This is a genomic window from Asticcacaulis sp., assembly GCF_051954415.1.
GTDB lineage: Bacteria > Pseudomonadota > Alphaproteobacteria > Caulobacterales > Caulobacteraceae > Asticcacaulis.
In genome coordinates this window covers 77,457-94,718 of record NZ_JBQCHT010000036.1, presented here as the reverse complement: position 1 = coordinate 94,718, position 17,262 = coordinate 77,457, and the positions used below count along the sequence as shown (strand labels likewise).

The 17,262-nt window shown below is 60.5% G+C and carries 13 protein-coding genes; 3 read left to right on the top strand and 10 right to left on the bottom strand.

The window, feature by feature from the left end; translation table 11 throughout:
• Nucleotides 1-538: LysR substrate-binding domain-containing protein (locus ACTHND_RS14245; RefSeq protein WP_440178613.1), on the top strand; the 538-nt coding region annotated here is incomplete at its 5' end.
• Between the two features lie 3 nt (nucleotides 539-541).
• Here the strand turns inward: ACTHND_RS14245 and ACTHND_RS14240 are convergent.
• From ACTHND_RS14240 to ACTHND_RS14210, 7 genes are all read right to left on the bottom strand, one after another.
• Nucleotides 542-1,390, bottom strand: coding sequence for an ureidoglycolate lyase (locus ACTHND_RS14240; RefSeq protein WP_440178612.1), 849 nt, complete (start codon nucleotides 1,388-1,390; stop codon nucleotides 542-544).
• A gap of 75 nt (nucleotides 1,391-1,465) precedes the next feature.
• Nucleotides 1,466-2,191: an SDR family oxidoreductase gene (locus ACTHND_RS14235; protein ID WP_440178611.1), complete on the bottom strand. Its 726-nt coding sequence runs from the start codon at nucleotides 2,189-2,191 to the stop codon at nucleotides 1,466-1,468.
• Between the two features lie 258 nt (nucleotides 2,192-2,449).
• Nucleotides 2,450-5,191 (bottom strand): TonB-dependent receptor, encoded by a 2,742-nt coding sequence (locus ACTHND_RS14230; RefSeq protein WP_440178610.1) that lies wholly within the window; start codon nucleotides 5,189-5,191, stop codon nucleotides 2,450-2,452.
• Nucleotides 5,192-5,829: 638 nt separating this feature from the next.
• Nucleotides 5,830-7,113 (bottom strand): MFS transporter, encoded by a 1,284-nt coding sequence (locus ACTHND_RS14225; protein ID WP_440178609.1) that lies wholly within the window; start codon nucleotides 7,111-7,113, stop codon nucleotides 5,830-5,832.
• A gap of 13 nt (nucleotides 7,114-7,126) precedes the next feature.
• Entirely contained in the window at nucleotides 7,127-7,957 is an 831-nt protein-coding gene (locus ACTHND_RS14220; RefSeq protein WP_440178608.1) for an amidohydrolase family protein, read from the bottom strand.
• A 3-nt stretch (nucleotides 7,958-7,960) separates the two neighbouring features.
• Nucleotides 7,961-8,929, bottom strand: coding sequence for an aldo/keto reductase (locus tag ACTHND_RS14215; RefSeq protein ID WP_440178607.1), 969 nt, complete (start codon nucleotides 8,927-8,929; stop codon nucleotides 7,961-7,963).
• A 172-nt stretch (nucleotides 8,930-9,101) separates the two neighbouring features.
• The gene (locus ACTHND_RS14210; protein WP_440178606.1) at nucleotides 9,102-10,241 is read right to left on the bottom strand and encodes a mandelate racemase/muconate lactonizing enzyme family protein; all 1,140 of its coding nucleotides are present in this window, start codon (nucleotides 10,239-10,241) and stop codon (nucleotides 9,102-9,104) included.
• A 289-nt stretch (nucleotides 10,242-10,530) separates the two neighbouring features.
• Here ACTHND_RS14210 and ACTHND_RS14205 point away from each other — a divergent pair, with 289 nt between their 5' ends.
• Nucleotides 10,531-11,268: a FadR/GntR family transcriptional regulator gene (locus ACTHND_RS14205; protein ID WP_440178605.1), complete on the top strand. Its 738-nt coding sequence runs from the start codon at nucleotides 10,531-10,533 to the stop codon at nucleotides 11,266-11,268.
• 137 nt (nucleotides 11,269-11,405) lie between these two features.
• On the opposite strand, the gene ACTHND_RS14200 is transcribed toward ACTHND_RS14205, so the two are convergent.
• Together ACTHND_RS14200 and ACTHND_RS14195 are read right to left on the bottom strand one after the other, a co-directional pair.
• Complete coding sequence (locus ACTHND_RS14200) at nucleotides 11,406-12,926, bottom strand: rhamnogalacturonidase (protein WP_440178604.1); 1,521 nt, start codon at nucleotides 12,924-12,926, stop codon at nucleotides 11,406-11,408.
• On the bottom strand, nucleotides 12,923-15,037 hold the full coding sequence (locus ACTHND_RS14195) for a right-handed parallel beta-helix repeat-containing protein (protein ID WP_440178603.1): 2,115 nt from the start codon (nucleotides 15,035-15,037) through the stop codon (nucleotides 12,923-12,925). The genes ACTHND_RS14200 and ACTHND_RS14195 overlap by 4 nt, the downstream gene beginning before the upstream one ends.
• A gap of 193 nt (nucleotides 15,038-15,230) precedes the next feature.
• On the opposite strand from ACTHND_RS14195, the gene ACTHND_RS14190 reads away from it, so the two are divergent.
• Entirely contained in the window at nucleotides 15,231-15,806 is a 576-nt protein-coding gene (locus ACTHND_RS14190) for a YSC84-related protein (RefSeq protein ID WP_440178602.1), read from the top strand.
• Nucleotides 15,807-15,878: 72 nt separating this feature from the next.
• On the opposite strand, the gene ACTHND_RS14185 is transcribed toward ACTHND_RS14190, so the two are convergent.
• Complete coding sequence (locus tag ACTHND_RS14185) at nucleotides 15,879-17,135, bottom strand: spinster family MFS transporter (protein ID WP_440178601.1); 1,257 nt, start codon at nucleotides 17,133-17,135, stop codon at nucleotides 15,879-15,881.
• Nucleotides 17,136-17,262: the final 127 nt, after the last annotated feature.

The following is a 17,262-nucleotide window of genomic DNA, read 5'->3' as shown; positions in this document are numbered from 1 at the left end:
GCGCCTCGATACCATGCGGGCCGGCGGGTTCGACATGAAGGCCGAAATGGAGGCCGGTGCCATCGACCTTGCCATTGGCGCGTTCGATGATCTTTCCGGCGAGAGCATCTTCCAGCGCCGCCTGTTCCAGCAGGATTACGTGACGATGTTCCGGCGCGGTCATGCGCTGTCGGAGGGCAAGCTGACGCTGGAGCGCTTTCGCGCCGCGTCGCACCTCGTGGTGGCAAGTTCGGCCAGCCCGTACAACGCGATCGGGCCGCTGCTGGACAAGGCGGGGATAACGCAGTCGGCGCGCTTTTCGGTGCCGCACTTCGTGGCGGTGCCGTACATCGTCAGCACGACCGACCTGGTGGTGACGGTGCCGCGCAAGCTGGCCGAGCGCGCGGCGCCGCCGTTCGGGTTGGAGTTTGTGGCGCCGCCGCTCAAGCTGCCGGCGCTGCAGACGAATGTGTTTTGGCACCGGCGTTTCCATCAGGACGCCGGCAACCAGTGGCTGCGCAACCTCGTCGCGCAGCGCTTTGCCGAGCTGGAGGGTTAGGCGTCAGCCGGCCGAGACCGTGCGCTGCAATTGCTCGCCCAGGCCGGCAATGCCCAGGCGCATGGTCTGCCCGGGCTTGCGGTAGATGGGGTTCGGCTTGATGCCCAGCCCCACGCCCGGCGGCGTGCCCGTCGAAATGACATCGCCCGGTTGCAGGCTCATGCAGCGGCTCAGATACGCCACGAGTTGCGCCACGCCAAACACCATCGTCCGCGTGTTGCCGTTCTGATAGCGGTGGCCGTCCACTTCGAGCCACAAGTCGAGCTGCTGCGGATCGGGCACCTCGTCGCGCGTCACCATCCAGGGACCGGTCGGGCCGAACGTGTCGCAGCCCTTGCCCTTGTCCCAGGTGCCGCCGCGCTCGGTCTGGAAGTTGCGCTCCGAAACGTCATTGATGGTGCAGAAACCGGCCACGTAATCGAGTGCCTCGGCTTCGGACACGTAGGACGCCTTTTTGCCGATGACGAGGCCGAGTTCGACTTCCCAGTCGAGTTTGGTCGAGCCGCGCGGCTTCAGTACCTCGTCGTTCGGACCGACAATGGCGGAGGTGGCCTTCATGAACAGGACGGGTTCATCCGGCACGGGCAGGCCGGATTCGGCGGCATGGTCGGCATAGTTCAGGCCGATACAGATAAACTTGCCAACGCGGCCAACGCACGGGCCGTAGCGCGAACCGGCCGGGGCCAGCGGCAGGGTCGCCGGATCGATGGCGGCGATCTTCGCCAGACCGTCGGCGGAGAGCACGTCACCGGCGATGTCATCGACCACACCGGATAGGTCGCGGATCTGGCCTTGAGCATCCAGAAGGCCGGGTTTTTCAGCGCCCGACGGGCCGAAGCGGAGCAGTTTCATTTTGTAATCCTGAATAGAGACGGGGAGGCGTGGTTCAACGCAGTCGAGTAACGGGTCACGGGGCCGCGCCCCTTGCTAGTTGAGCCAGCCGCCATCGATAATGTGTGCCTGGCCGGTCGTAAAGCTGGATTCGTCGGAAGCGAGATAAACGGCAAAGGCGGCCAGTTCTTCCGGTGTGCCCAGGCGGCCGGTCGGCTGGCGCGACAGGAACATGGCGCGGCCCTTCTCATAATCGCCGGTATCGCGCATCCGCTGCTGGAGCGAGGGCGTATCGATGGTGCCGGGACAGATGGCGTTGCAGCGAATGCCTTGCGCCACGAAGTCGGCGGCGACCGACTTGGTCAGGCCGACCACAGCCGCTTTCGACGCACCATAAGCAAGGCGATTGGCTACGCCTTTGAAAGCGGCGACCGAAGCCATGTTGATGATCGAGCCGCTTCTGCGCTCCAGCATCTTCGGCAGGAACGCCTGGATCGTGTGGAACATAGCGGTGACATTGATCGAGAAGCTGAAGTTCCAGGCGGCTTCATCCGTGGTCAGGACGGTGCCAGCGTGGACATAGCCGGCGCAATTATAGAGCACATCGACCCGCGGGAATTCGGCGGCCAGCGCCTTGATGGCGACGGGATCGGTGACATCGAGCTGGCGGCAGATCGCGCCTTCCAGACCCTCCAGGAATTCGAGCTTGACGTCGGTGGCGATAACGGTGGCGCCCTCGGCGATAAAGGCTTCCGCGGCGGCGCGGCCCATGCCCTGGCCGGCGGCGGTAATAAAGGCGGTTTTGCCTGTCAGGCGTCCCATAAATGACTCCATTACATAATACATATTATGAATTGTTCTAGGTAAGGCATAGTTTTAAGTCAACCCCAAATGCCAAAGACGACATTTAATCTCCGGCGGCGCCAAGATTTATGGGTCAAGGGGCCGCGCTCCTTGCTTCAAAAAAGACCCGCCGCTTCCGGAGAAGGGCGGGCCAGGGGGCCTCTGTCACCGGACCTGTAAAACGGGTGAATACAGGTCCGGACAATTACGCAACAGACAGCAGGTCGGGGAGAAAGCTTAGTAACGGAAGCGGATGCCGGCGGAGATACGCTTGCCGGTGGTGCGGTATTCCTTGGTCCGGTCGGGCGTGACCGAGTAGATGAACTCGTTCTCGTCCGTCAGGTTCAGGCCATCGACATAAACGGTGAAATGGTCGTTGATGTCGTAGGAGACACCGGCATCGAGCTGGCCGTAGGCGTCGAAATATTCCGGCTCGCCGTTACGGCCCGAAGCGACCTGCAGGAACTTGTCGCGCCAGGTGTAGGCGAGACGGGCCTGGAAGCCATACTTTTCATAGAAGCCGACCAGGGTATAGCTGTCCTTGGAGAGCCCTTCGAGGCCGTAGGAGACGTTAGCCACGGCATTGACGTAGTTGGCGTCGCTTTCGGCGTAGGTGTAGCTGACCTGGGCGCCCAGGCCGTCAAACGGCGACGGCAGGTCGGAGAACACCTGACGGTAGCCCAGTTCGAAGCCCTTGACCACGGCGCCATTGCCATTGGTCGGCACAGTGACCTGGAAGGTGACCTGATCGACCTTTTGCGGGGTGGTGGTCAGGGTTACGAACGAGTCGATGTTCTTGTAGAAGGCGTTGAACGACAGCAGGGACAGGCGGTTGAAGTACCACTCCAGGCCGCCTTCGATCTGCGAGGCGCGGAAGGGTTGCAGGTCCGGATTGCCGCGCTTGATCGTCTCGTTGCCGGGATTGGTCTGGATTGACTGCTTCGGCGACAGGTCCGACAGGGTTGGCCGGGTCAGAACGCGGGAGGCGGAGAAGCGGGCGATCAGTTCGTCGGTGAGACTCAGCTTGGCGTTCAGCGAGGGCAGGATATCGGTGTAGTGACCATCGAAGCTGACCGGCACAACGTCCGACACGGTGATAATGTTCTGGCCGGCGCCGTTCGGCACGGCGGAAAGAACGGTCCGCGAGGCGCCGGACGAGGTGTAGTTGGTGTCCTCGACGCGGACACCGGCATTGATCGACAGCGGCATACCGCCCATCTCGGTGCGGATATCGCTCATCAGGTAGCCGATGGTGACCTTTTCATCCACGACCGACGAACCGGAGGGATCGAAGACGCCGGGGGCAAACGCCTTGCCGTCTGCGTCGGCAAACTGCTTGACCTGATTGATCAGGGCGATCGGATCATAGGCTACCCAGTCGCGGATGATATTACCGCTGTGGCTGGAGAAGAAGTCCATATTGGTGTTGGAGAACAGCGATTCCGGCAGGACGCGATCGGAGCCGCAATAGGCACACTGCTGACCGAACGGCATGGAATTGGTAGTGATCGTCTTGGTGCGCTGTTCGCTGGCCAGGCCGGCATAAAGCGTGACCGCACCTTCGGGCGCCCACTTGGCGTCGAGCTTGAACTCGTTGGTCTTGTCGTCGATATCCGAACCGCCGCCCCAGATATAGTAGTGGGCGGTGATGCCCTGCGGGTTGGTTGAGGCGTTGGCGTAGTTCGGTGAAGTGAAGCCGTAGTCATAGATCGGGCTGCCGCTGCGGCGATCGAACCACAGGTCCATGTTCTTGCGGCGGATGGTGGTGAAGTCGCTGTCTTCCTTGCCGCGGCGCTGGGCCTTGGAGGTCGAGGCGTCGAAGCTGAGGGTCAGGGTGTCGGTCGCTTTCCAGGCGGCGTTGAAGCCGACCATGGTCGTGGTCACGTCACGCGTATCGTGCTGCAAAATCTGGTCGACCGTACCGCCGGTATAGCGCTGATAGACGGCTTCATTGCCCTGCACGACCTGCTCGACCAGCGTGCCGCCGGAGAAGTCATAAGCCAGGCCCGTCTGATCCTCGGTGATGTCCGCCTTGGAGTAGAGGGTATCGAGGGTCAGGGTCAGGTTTTCGACCGGCTTCCACTGCACCGAGCCATTAAGACCGGTCATCTTCTTCTTGCGAATAAAGAAGAAGGGCGACAGATTTGACGGCATGGAGAGATGGCTAAACGGGGCCACATCCGGGCCGAGCCGGCCATTAAAGTAGCAGTCATCCCCAGGCTGAGTGCCACACACGTGGTCGGTAGGCGGGCTCGAACGATGGACGTGGCCGGCGCCGATGGTGAATTCATCGTCGCGGACTTCCTGGTCCATATAGGAGGCGGAAAGGGCGACGCCGAAGGTGCGGGCGTCATTGCGCCAGCTCATGACGCCGGAGGCTTCCGGGTTCTGCGTGTCGGCCAGTTCGGCCCACTGGCTGCCGATCGAAGCGGCAGCGGTGAAGCTCTTCGATTGATCCAGCGGACGCAGGGTGCGGACATCGACCGTGGCGCCGATCGAGGCGCCGTTGATATTGGCCTGGGGCGACTTGTAGACATCGGCGCCGGCGATCAGTTCGGAGGGCAGGACGTCGAAGGAGAATTCGCGGCCGTTATTATCGGTGGCAAGCGTGCGGCCATTGACGGTGACGGCGTTGAACTTCGGCCCAAAGCCGCGCACCGAGACATAGCGGCCTTCGCCGCGGTTGCGCTCGATGGTCACGCCGGGGATACGTTGCAGCGATTCGGCGACGTTCTGGTCGGGCAGCTTGCCGAGATCCTCGGCGGCGATCGAATCGACCGTATTGATGGCGGCCTTCTTGATATCAATGGCGGCCTTCATGGAGCGGCGGATGCCGCGAACGATGACGACCTGGGATTCGTCAGGCGCGGCGGCGGCCGGCGTGTCGGTTTGCGGGGCAGCATCCTGAGCAAAGGCCGGTGCGACGATCGCGGCGGCGGAGAGGGCTGTGGCGGCCAATAATACGAGTTTCCTGGACATGATTTCCTTCCTTGGTCGCCCCCTTATGTGAGGGGCTGATGGCCTGACACTATTTCAAGGTAATATGTGTGTCAAATGATCATCATATGTCCGACAAAAATAGCATTTCCATAAACCCAGCCCAGGCAGAGGGGAAAGAAGCCGCTGCGAGGCAGGGCCTGCAACGGGCCAGTTTGTTTTCTCTTTTTTGAAGGCATCCTGTTTGCGCTTCAACTCTCTGTATTTATTTGTTTTTAATCTTGCGGTTTGGTAAAGGCACTGGTCGGGGTTATGGTTTCAAATGCGAAAATCGGCTGTCCGATGCGGCTTTCATATATTTTAGCGCATTTACCTCAGGGCGGCGACTAAAAAAGAGGTGTGTGCCGCGGAAGCCCAAGCCACTTATAAGGCTTTATTTTTATGGATAATGTGCCGTTTATCCGCACCCATTTCGGGATTTGCGCGCAAAATGTAAATGACAATAGTTTTGTGACCAAATGATCACATCTGTGATTTGAATATATATTATTGCATCATTTTTTGATGTGTTTTGATTTGTTATTAAATTTATTGTCTGAGTTATTTGGCGAGTTTGATAAAAAAGCCGCCTCTGCGCAGGGCAGAAGCGGCTTGAAATCACCAGGTGTGAAGATGGCAGGCTATTTCACGGACCGGATCGGCAGGACAAAGAATGATCCGGCGAAGACGAAAACCAGGGCGGCGATGAACAGCATCCGGTAATCGGTGTCGAAATATTTAAGCAGTTGCGCCGCCATGACCGGCGAGATGATCTGCGGAATATTGACGGCCGTTGTGAGGAGGCCGAGATCCTTGCCGGCCTCGCCGGTGTCCTTCGGCAGAACCTGCGTCATCAGCGCCATGTCGATCGACATGAAGGCGCCGTAGCCGACCCCGATCAGGGCGGCATAACCGTACATGCCTTCGAGATTCGGCAAGAACAGCGGCACGACCAGGGCCGCGCCCATGATCAGGCTGGCGGCAAAGACGAACGGCTTGCGGCGCTTGATCCAGTCCGACAGCACACCCGACAGGAAGGACGAGGTCATGACGCAGACGAAAGTGATAGCCGAGACCGTGCCGATGACGATATTGGCGCGGTCGGTCCCCAGGCCGATATAGTCCTGCAGGATGTAGAGCAGGTAGGTGACGATGGCCTGGTAGCCCATATAGATGGTGAAGCGGCCGGCGAAGGCCCACCAGAAATCGGGATAGGCTTTCGGATCAATCCAGAACCCTTTCAGGAAATCGCCGGCGCGGAATCTGGCCAGCGGTTCACCCTTCGACGAGGTGTCGTGGTTGAGGATCACGAAGACAATGCAGCAAATAGCGATAGCGCCGGCGAAGACGGCATAGGCCAGCGGCATGTTATTGGCCAGGCGCCCGGCGACGATCATGCCGACCGTGCCGCCGGCGGTCATGCCGGCCCCAACAAAGCCAGAAGCCGTGCCACGGGCATGTTCGGGAAAGCGATCGGCGACCACGGTGGTCAGGGCCGGCTGCATGGAGTTGAGCGCGATGGCGGCGATGACCCAGACGGCGGTGATGGTCCAGAAGGTCGGCATATAGGCGATGCTGGCCAGCGCAATGGCGCCGACCACCGAACCGGCGACGATCCAGGGCGTGCGGCGGCCCCATTTCGAACGGGTACGGTCGGAAAAGGCGCCGGCGATCGGTGTCGTCAAGGTTGAGAAGATCGAGGTGACGAAAAACATCAGGCCGAGGTTTTCCACCTTGTGCGCCGGATCAAGCGCGGCGATCTGGTTGGGCAGCAGCACGGCCAGCACACCGCAATAGAGCGCCAGCAGCATGAAGAAACAGACAAACAGCGAGCATAGCAACAGCCAGCGGCGGCCGCCTTCGACATGTGGAATGCCAGATAGGGAAACGGCGGGCGCTTCGGTCAGGGTTGGTTGCTGGTCCATTGTTTCCTCGGTTTTATAATTGATAGACGGTCCGGGCGGTGCCTGACCAGACCTCTGTTTGCTGATCTTGCGGCAGATGGGCGATGGCCGAAGCCACCACGGCCTGCCAGCGCGCATAGCCGCCGGCGAGCTTGACCACCGGCCAGTCACCGCCGAACAGGCAGCGTGAGGGGCCAAATGCGGTCAGGGCATGATCGAGATAGGGACGCAATTGCTCAGGCGTCCAGCGCTCCCAATCCGCCTCGGTCGGCAGGCCGGAGAGTTTGCAAAAGACATTAGGCAGCTCTGACAGGGCCTTGATTTCATTCGCCCAATCACCACCGGAAATGTTCGCGTCATGCGCCTTGATATCCGGCTTGCCGAGATGGTCGAGAATGATCCGCGCGCCCGGAACTGCCGTAAACAACCGGTCCAATGCCCGGCGCAACTCCGGCAATTGGCGCGCGCGGATGCACATATCTAGGCTAAAACCGGCTCTGGTGGCGGCGATCATCCCGGCCACATAGCCCTCCGATATCATAAAGCCATCCGGCTCATTCTGCGCATTACGGCGGATGCCGGCGACTTTCGGTTTGGCTTTCAGGGCATGAATATGCGGTGTGTCGCCGAGTTCAAGCGGCGCATAGGCCACAATGCCGAGGATGGGGAAATTGAGACTATTCACCCAGTCGATCTCATCCAGCGTCTCTTCGCAATCGGCCTGGACAAAGATCGTGCCTTCGAGAGGGACGCCCGTCGCCGCGAAGTCTTCCGGTCCCATACGACCGCTGATCGCCGGCACATATTGCAGCCAGTCGTAGGTCAGGTGTTCCGGATTCCAGAAGTGCAGGTGGGAATCGATCATTGATTATTTCCCGGCCTTACCGCCATTGCCGGCCAGAACATCCCAGCCCTGGTTCAGCACCGGCGCCAGCACAGCCTCGACCTGCGCCAGCAATTCCGGATTTATCGGTTCGGAAAGCGCCGCCACATTATCGCGCATATTGGCCGGGCTGGAGGAACCGATCACGGTCGTTGCCATGCCGTTCTTCATGGCGCCTTGCAGGGCAAATTGCAGGGCCAGTTTCGAGATGTCGCTGCCGGCTTCAGCGCATATCCGTGCGGCCTCGGCGGCGGCGGCATGAACCGTGGGATGGCCGGGATGCCAGTCGGGCGGGCCGCGCCGGGTCAGCAGGCCCATGCCGAGCGGTGACGCATTGAAAACGCTGATGCCCTGGGCTTGCAGGTGCCTGGCCACCGGTGCCAGGCGCTGATCCTGGAGCGTATAGGTGCAGTAGGCCATGACCGTATCGACCTTTTGCTCGACCGCGACCTTTTCCAGCAGGGCCAGATCATAACCGGTGATGCCGACAAAACCGATGACGCCCTGGCGCTTGAGATCATGCAGGGTGGGGAGGGCCTCATCGATCAATTGTTGATAATCGCCCATCTCGATATCGTGGCATTGCAGGATATCGATACGGTCGCATTTCAACCGGCTGAGGCTGGCGTCGAGACTGCGCAGGGTGGCTTCGCGCGAAAAATCCCAGTCCTTGTCGCCATAGCGGCCGATCTTGGTGGCCAGCACGTAAGTGTCACGCGGCACGCCGATGAGGGCGTGGCCTAGCGCGGTTTCGGCCCTGGTCAGGCCGTAATAGGGCGCGACATCGATGAAATTGACGCCCAGTTCCAGCGCCGTGCGGACGGTCTCGTCGGCATTGGCCTGCGAAACTTCGGAATAGACGCTGCCGAGCGAAGCTGCGCCAAGCGCAAGAGCGGATATGGCCGGGCCGTTGTCTCCGAGTGAGGTCGTATGCATCCCTGCTTTACTTTCCATACGCCCTTTTCCGGGCGGTATTTGTTTCAGGAAAGTTATCCGCAGATTACGCGGATTACGCAGATTAAATGGCGCTTCGCGCCGATAAATCCTCAACGTCACCCTCATAACCATCCATCAGGGTTATGAAAAATCTGCGTAATCTGCGTAATCTGCGGATAACACTTTTCTATCAGTTTTCCGGCACCAGCCTCAGGCCCGCGCGGCTTGGCCGCACATGCGGGCCGCCGGCGATATTCCACTGACCGGACTGGCGTTTGGCGGCAATCGCCGTCTCATCGACCTCGATGCCGAGCCCCGGCGCATCGCCCAGGATAATGCCGCCCTCAGCGATTTCCTGGTCGATCGTCAGGCCGTAAGGCACCTTCCAGTCCTGCACTTCGACCGTCAGCAGGTTGGGCACAGCCGCGGCGGCATGGGCCACTGGATTGCCATTATAGCCCACTGGCGAGACCGGCAGGTTATGGGCATGAGCCGCCACGGCGACGCGGTTGAAATGAGTGATGCCCCACACCATGCCGGCCTGAACCACATCAACCGCGCCGGCGGTAAAGAGGGGGAGGTATTGGTCCAGCCCCGTCAGGTTTTCGCCGGTCGCCACGGCGCACTTCGAGGCACGGGTAATGACGGCGTGGCCCTCGGCGTCCCAGCGGCGCACGGGTTCCTCGATCCAGGTCAGGTCGAGATGGTGTTCGATTTCGGCAATGTGACGCACGGCCTGCTTGCGTGACCAGGATTCATTGACATCGAACATGATGGCCGGGCGCGGGCTGTTCCGTTTCAGTACGTCTCGGACGCCGAGCATCCGGCGGATATCGCGCTCGATATCGCGGCCGCCCTTGATCTTGGCGGAGGTGTAGCCACGATCGGCCCATTCGCCATAGAGGGCGTACAGCGCATCGTCCTCCAGCCCCATGCACAGGGCGGAGGCGTAGCCCGGCACGAAGCGGGCGCGCGCGCCCAGTGTCCGCCAAAGGGGTTCACCGGCCATCTTGGCTTTCAGATCCCACAGCGCCATATCGACCGCGCCGATGGCGCCATAGGTGGCGCCGGCATGGCCGCTTTTGAACACATGGGCGAGCATCCGGTCGTAAAGCGCTGAAACGGCACGCGGATCTTCGCCTTCGATCGCCGGAAAAACACGCGCGATATCACCATGGGCGCCCAGGCCGACACCGGTCATGCCTTCGTCGGTCTCCAGCAGCAGGATCGGCACATCGGTAATGCCGGAACGCACCAGGCCGTTGACGTCACCGATGGGCCGGCCCCAGTCATGGACCGTGGTGAGGCTGCGATAGCCGGTAATCTTCATCTGTGGTCTTTCTCGTCAACGCCGCCACAGACGGTAAATCCCGCGATGTGGAGTTATAATATGTATGATGAAAATTAGCACTGGCGGTAAGGCTTGGCAAGGGCTGAATTGGGCATCTCCTTACTTTGCAATCATAAGTCTTTGAATCGCCTTATAATAAGACTTGCAAGATTTTGAAAAATATATGACATATGCTGAATGTGCGTGGCTGGGGCTTCCAGCGAAATCCCTGCGAATTTGCGCGATCCGTGTTACGCTGATTAAGAATCGACTCTTGAGGTAAAGACGCTTGAATACCACTGTAGCCTTTTCCGCCCGTAATGCCCGCCGCCGTCCGCGCCTGGCCGTCGCCGTCGTCGAGGATTTGGTGACCGCTATCGTGACCGAGGTCTATCCGGCCGGTTCGGCCCTGCCGCCGGAAAACGTGCTGTGCGACATGTTCGAGGTCAGCCGCACGGTTATCCGCGAGGCGACCACGGCCATGACCGAAAAGGGCCTTGTGGTGTCGCAGCAGGGGCGCGGCACAATCGTGCAGGATTCCTCGCACTGGAGCCTGCTCGATCCGATGGTGCTGAGCGCGCTCTTCCAGCGTGATGACGGCCTGTCCTATCTCGACAATCTGGTCGAGATCCGCGTGACGCTCGAATCGTCCATGGCGTCCAAGGCGGCGCAGAAGGCAACGGGGGAGGATATCGCCGAACTCACCGCCCAGATGGAAAAGCTGGAAAGCCTGATCCAGACGCCGGCCGCCTATGTCCATGAGGATGTGAAGTTCCACGACATCATCATGCGCATTTCGGGCGATAAGCTCAGTGAAGCCATTATCAACAGTATTCAAGGCAAGGCGCTGAAAAACCTGAATTATTCAGGCAAACTTAATGTCGAGCATATCCGGGAAACCCACGCCGCCCATGCCGAGGTCTTCCAGGCGATCCTGAAGCATGATGGCGAAGCTGCCGCAAAAGCCATGCGCGACCATATCGAAGGATCGTGGACAAAGCGCCGCCCCACGAGTCTGAAAGTCTAAATTCTCCTCCCTTGCAAGCCTCTTTGGCGAAGCGGGGGAGGTGTCGAGCAAGCGCAGCGCGTCGAGACGGAGGGGGCGATTCCACCGTCCGTTCACCCCCTCCGTCGCGGACAAGCCGCGACACCTCCCCCGATAAATCAGGGGAGGAGAATGATTTCCGAGCTATTCTTTTGAACAACGGAACCTGCGCCAAAGCCCTCAATCCGGCCGCCTTTGACATCATCCAGAACAATCGCCGGGCGGGCGTCGGGTGTCTCAACGTCGAAGGTGCAGTCCCTTATGCTTAAGCCCCGCACATTTCGCCCGTAGAAACTATAGGCGGGCAGGGTGCCCATAAAACTGACCTCCAGGCTGGCCTCGCGCTTTTCCTTCGGTGTCCGGGCCGCGTCTTCCGCCGTGCCGCCGCCCGAACTGACGACATGCACATCCGAGAAACTGACATCCATGACCGGCGCATCGGGAATGCCCTGCACACCGCACGGATAGCGGCCATCGGCGCCGGAAACCTGGATATTGTCGAACCGCACCCGCCGGCAGGCGCCGACCGTCGTGCCTTCCGGCGCCCGCAGACGCGCCGCCTGACGGATGAATAGCGGATGATTAACCGGATTGCGTAAGATTATGTTCGAAACGACGACATCTTCCAGAACGCCGCCATCGACCACGCCGATCAGAATGCCGCGCGTGTTTTCACAAGCGCAATCGCTGATGAGGATATTGCGGAAGCCGCCATTACTCTCGGTGCCAAGCTTGATGCGGCCGAGCACGCCCATATCATCGACCGAGCGATAATCCGACAGGCGGTAGCTGCCATCGATCACAGAGCCTGTTTCGAAACCTGATGTCTGGCAATCAGTTATGCTGATATTCTCACAAACCACCTTATGGCCCAGCGCATAGCTCGACTTGACAACGATGCCATCATCATGCGGCGCATTGACCCGGCAGTTGGTCACCCGCACATCGCGGCAGCAGTCGATATCAATGCCGTCGCGGTTGGTGTCGACGGTGATATTATCGATCGTGGCATTGGTGCAGCCGAGCAGATGACAGGCGAAATGTCCGCCCTGCAGGATGGTGACATCACGGACCAACACATTGCGGCAATTCCTGAAGCCGATGGCGCGGATGCCCTGGCCCAGCATGGCAACTTCCTTCGGATCGGCGATGCGTGGTGCGATCCAGCCGGTGACGCCATGCCAGCGCGCGCCGGGATCTTCACGCCGCAAGCCCTTGCCGAAAATCATCCCGCGCCCGATGACCGAAACATGATCGGCGCCGTCGGCATAGATCAGGCTGCAATGGAACTGCGTGATGCCGAAATCCTGGAACTGCTCCGGCAGGTCCGCCTCGGCGAAATCATAGCCGCCCTTGTGAATCGCCGGGTTGGCAGCCTCCAGCACGCAGCCTTCGGCGAGCAAAAGCGTAATATTATCAAACAGGCGCAGCGAAAAGCTGAGATAATGCCCGGCAGGCAAAAGCACCGTACCGCCTCCGGCCTTACGCGCGGCGGCAATGGCTTTTTTGATTGCCGGGCTGTCGAGCGTGACGCCATCGCCGCGCGCGCCGAAATCGCGCACATCGAAAATGCCGTGCGCGGCAAAAGCCGGGAGTGCAAACAGCGCCGCCGCGCCGGTCAGAAGTGCGCGCCGGATCATTCCTTGCGCGTCTTTTCAGCGACCGGAGACCCATTTGGCTTGGGTAGCCCGACAGCACGCGCCAGCGGTTTCACGGCGCCGAACTCAACAGGGCCGGCCTCTCGCATGATGCCGGCATTGGCCATGACCTGCTTCGCCTCATCGGGCCACTGACCGTCCGTGATAAGATGGTCATCGAGGATCAGGTCTTCCTGATAGGCCGTCCAGATGCCGCCGGTCTTGGTGGTATTGTGCCAGTTGCCGCGCGCGGTATTATTGACCGAGGTGCGCAGGGGCAGGGCAGAGCGGGCGGTATTGATATTCAGCCAGACGTCGGCGTCCTCCACCACATTGTTGCGTGCGAGGATACCGCGCGAGCCTTCGTCGAAATAGAGCGCGATCCTGTCGCCGATATCGAAGACATGGTTTTCGGCGAAGACGCAGTCCGGGCAGGCGCCGAGATTGTAGATGGCGCCGCCGTCATTAAACAACTGCTTGACCTTGTAGACGCGGTTGAAGCCGACAAAGACATCTCTGTGCGTGGTCGGGGTCTCATAGATCGGCTGGCCGCCGCCGCCCTGGGCCACGGCCTCATAGCCGCGCTGGCGGGTGCGATAGTTCGGATTGCCGCCGGCATCGACATAGCCCCAGCCATAGCCGACATCGATGGCGTCATAGGGCGCGCCAGAAATATCGTTATGAATGATGACCGTATTCCACACGTAGGTGGAAAGGATTGCGGAATTGTCCTTGTAATCCTGGCTGACATTCTGGATCAGGTTGTTCTCGACGACCAGTTGCCGATTGGTCAGATTGCCGTTTGACGGGTGATGCGCGTCCGGCAGCACCCCGCCGGAGGAGATGGCGCCGCCAGCCAGATCGGTGAAGACATTGCGCGACACGACGATATCGGCCGTGGCCAGGCCCTGACCGGTGAGGTTGGCATTGGCGTCATTGCCGATGCCGAGCGCATACTGGCCAAGATGGGCGAAGACATTGCCATCGAGCACGATATGCTGGGCGGCGGCGAACTGAACCGCCGCCGGCGTCTGGTGCCATTTGTCGCGCACAGTCTCGAATTCCGGGCAGCCGGTCTTGCAGACCTCCAGCACGTTCTTCGGATAGGCGGTAGCCCGACCGGTCAGGAAGGAACCGCTCTGCTGGCTGGCGAAGCCTTCAGCTGAGGACGGGCCCATCCACGAGCTGTAGGAGAATTGCAGGCCGGAAAATTTCAGGTCGGTGACCGGGGCTTCGGGCGTGCCGGCGGCGCTGACCAGCACCTCCAGCCGCGGCAGGACGACCTTCGCCTGTTTCATATCCACGCCATCGGCCGGTTTGTAATAGAGCTTGCCGGCGGTCGGATCGAGATACCACTGGTTGGCGTTCGTCAGGAAGGCCAGGCTGTTTTGCAGATAGAGGTGCGACCATTCGGGGTGGAACGGGTAGGGGATGCTGTCATAGCCCCAGATATTGTTGGCCCAGGCCGGCTGCTGCATGGTGAGCGTGTTGCCGCTGATGGCTTGCACCGGCGAGAAGCGCGAGGTGAAGAAGCCCTGGCTCTCGATTTCGATACGGTGCTGATCGGGCAGACCGGCCAGCCATGACCAGCTTTTATCCTTCAGCACCATGCCGGTTTCGGTGAAGGTGACGGCCTCGCGCGGCAGTTCGATCTGGGCGCGTTCGGCCAGGGCGTCATTGACCCAGAGCTGGCGGCTGTCCGTACCCTTGGGCACATCGGCGACATAGATATGCTTTTTGGCGTCATGGACGCGCCAGCCGGTGACGGGTACGCCGCCGGACAGGACCGGGCGCGACTGCGGGGCGGCCTGCCAGGTGACGGTAAAGCCCTTCTGGCCGCCATCGGCCTGGGCGAAGACCAGCGGCGCGGTGAGCGGATAGGTGCCGTCGGCCAGGATGATGGTCACATCACCCGTGGTGTTGAGCTGGCGCACGGCGGCCTGGGCGCGGGGCAGGGTCTTGAACGGATGCGCCACTGAGCCATCGCCGCTGTCATCGCCTGTGGGGGAAACGTGGACTTCAATGCGCGGATGTTCCCAGCGCGTCTGGGCCTGCACCGGCAGGGCGGCGAGGGCCATTAAGGCAACAAGGCTTAGGCGGCGATCGACTGGCATTATCCACTCCCACGGGACTGTGTGTCTTGTTTTATGCGCCACTCTTCAAACATAATACATCATATGTCAAGTGTGTGGTGTCTTACCCATAGCTTACATGATCCTGATTTTTTGCTCTGACCCTACGCATGGAAAGCCTCATCACCCCGGCGATAGAGAAAGGAAATCGCATTTGACCCTATGAGGTATCCGCATGTTCAAATTCCCCACCTTCAAAGCCGGCGGTTTTGCCCTGGCCCTGGCGCTGACCACGACGGCCCTGGTGCCTGCCGTACTGCCGCAGGCCGCCGAAGCGGCCACCAAGGCTGATATCAACGCCGATTCCCAGGCCGCCCTGAATTCGCTCTATGCCGGCAATCCCACCGCCAAGCTGATCGGCTCCAAAGCCAAGGCCATCCTGATCTTCCCCAGCATCGTCAAGGCCGGCCTGGTGTTCGGTGGCGCCTATGGTGAAGGCGAACTGCTGATGAACGGCGGCGTGGCGGATTACTACAATTCCTTCTCCGGTTCGTGGGGGCTTCAGGCCGGGGCGCAATCCTACGGCTATGCGGTTTTCCTGATGACCGACAGTGCCGTAAAATATCTCAAGGACAGTTCAGGTCTGGAAATTGGCGTCGGCCCCACCGTGGTGGTGGTGGATGAGGGCGTGGCCCGCAATCTCTCAACCTCGACCCTGAAGGACGACGCCTATGCCTTCATCTTCGACCAGAAGGGCCTGATGGCCGGTGTTTCCATTGAAGGCACCAAGATATCCAGGATCAAGCAGTAGTTTATACAGACTTGATCCTGTTATGAGCCCTCCGGTGTCCCCGACCGGAGGGCTTTTTTGTAAGGTGTCAGCTTACTCCACCCAGTCCTTTCGGATGGTTTTGGACGCGAAAAACAGCAAGACCGCCGCTACCAGATAGAAGCCCAGACCGATCACGAAGGCCCATTTGATCGAGTCGGCGCCATATTCCGGTTTGAGCAAATCCGACACCTTGCCGAAGAAATAGGGGCCGGCGCTGAGGCCGATCAGGTTGGTGATCAGCAGGAACAAGGCCGCCATCTGGGCACGCGCGGAGGCTGGTCCCAGGTGCTGTATGGCGTTTACCAGCGGTCCGAACCACATCAGGCCCAGCGCCTGCGGTATGAGGATCAGGAAGAACGCCTCATGCGGCGTTTTCGCCATAACGCACAGGGCATAGAGCGGCGCCGACAGCACGAAGGCGATCGCCGGGATCAGCGGATAGGCACCCTTGCGGTCAGGGCCGAGCCAATCCCCCAGTATGCCGCCCCCCAGAATGCCGACGATGCCGCTGATCAGGAAGGCGCTGGCGAACAGTTCCGACCGGCTGACAATATCCATGTGAAGAGAGCGCGCCAGGAAGGTCGGGAACCAGTAGAGAAAGCCGTAACCGACCAGCGAGGCGAAGGACGCACCAAACGCCATCAGCCAGAAGCTGGGCTTGCCAAAGGCCAGGCCGGTCACATTGCCGAACGGCAAGGGGGCGGCGGGCGCCTTGTCGAATTGCCCGCGCGCCGGGTCCCTGACCAGCAGACGAAACAGGGGCGCCATCAGGACGCCGATCCCGCCGATCACCAGAAAGGCCCAGCGCCAGTTGACCGCCGCGGCCATCAGACCACCGAAGAGGATGCCGGCGGCGCTGCCGATGGGAATGGCCAGGGAATAGACCGACAGGGCGCGGGCGCGCTGTTTTGGCGGGTAGAGGTCGGCGATCAGGCTGTAGGCGGGCGGAACGCCACCGGCCTCGCCGACGCCAACCCCCATGCGCGCCAGGAAGATTTGCGGGAAGGTCATGGCCAGTCCGCACACCGCCGTAAAGCCTGACCAGATGGCCAGGGAGGCGGTCATGATCCAGACGCGGGACCAGCGATCCGCCAGCCAGGCGACGGGAATGGCCAGCACGCTGTAAAGCAGGCCAAACGCCAGGCCGCCCATCCAGCCCAACTGGGCGTCATTGAGGTGCAGTTCGGCGGCGATCGGTTCTTTCAGGATGCTCAGAATCTGCCGGTCGAGGAAGTTCAGCGCATAGACGATGATCAGCAAAAACAGTGTGAATGATCCGCCTTTTGCAGGCGTGGTTTCCGATGACATGGTCCGTCTCCCCATCTTTGCCGCCTTCATAGGCGCTGCCGCCGATTTCGACAAAGGAAAAGCGTCCGCCCTTCATTGAGTTGTCTTATAAGCGGGCGTAAGAAGAGGCGTATTTCACCGCAAAGGA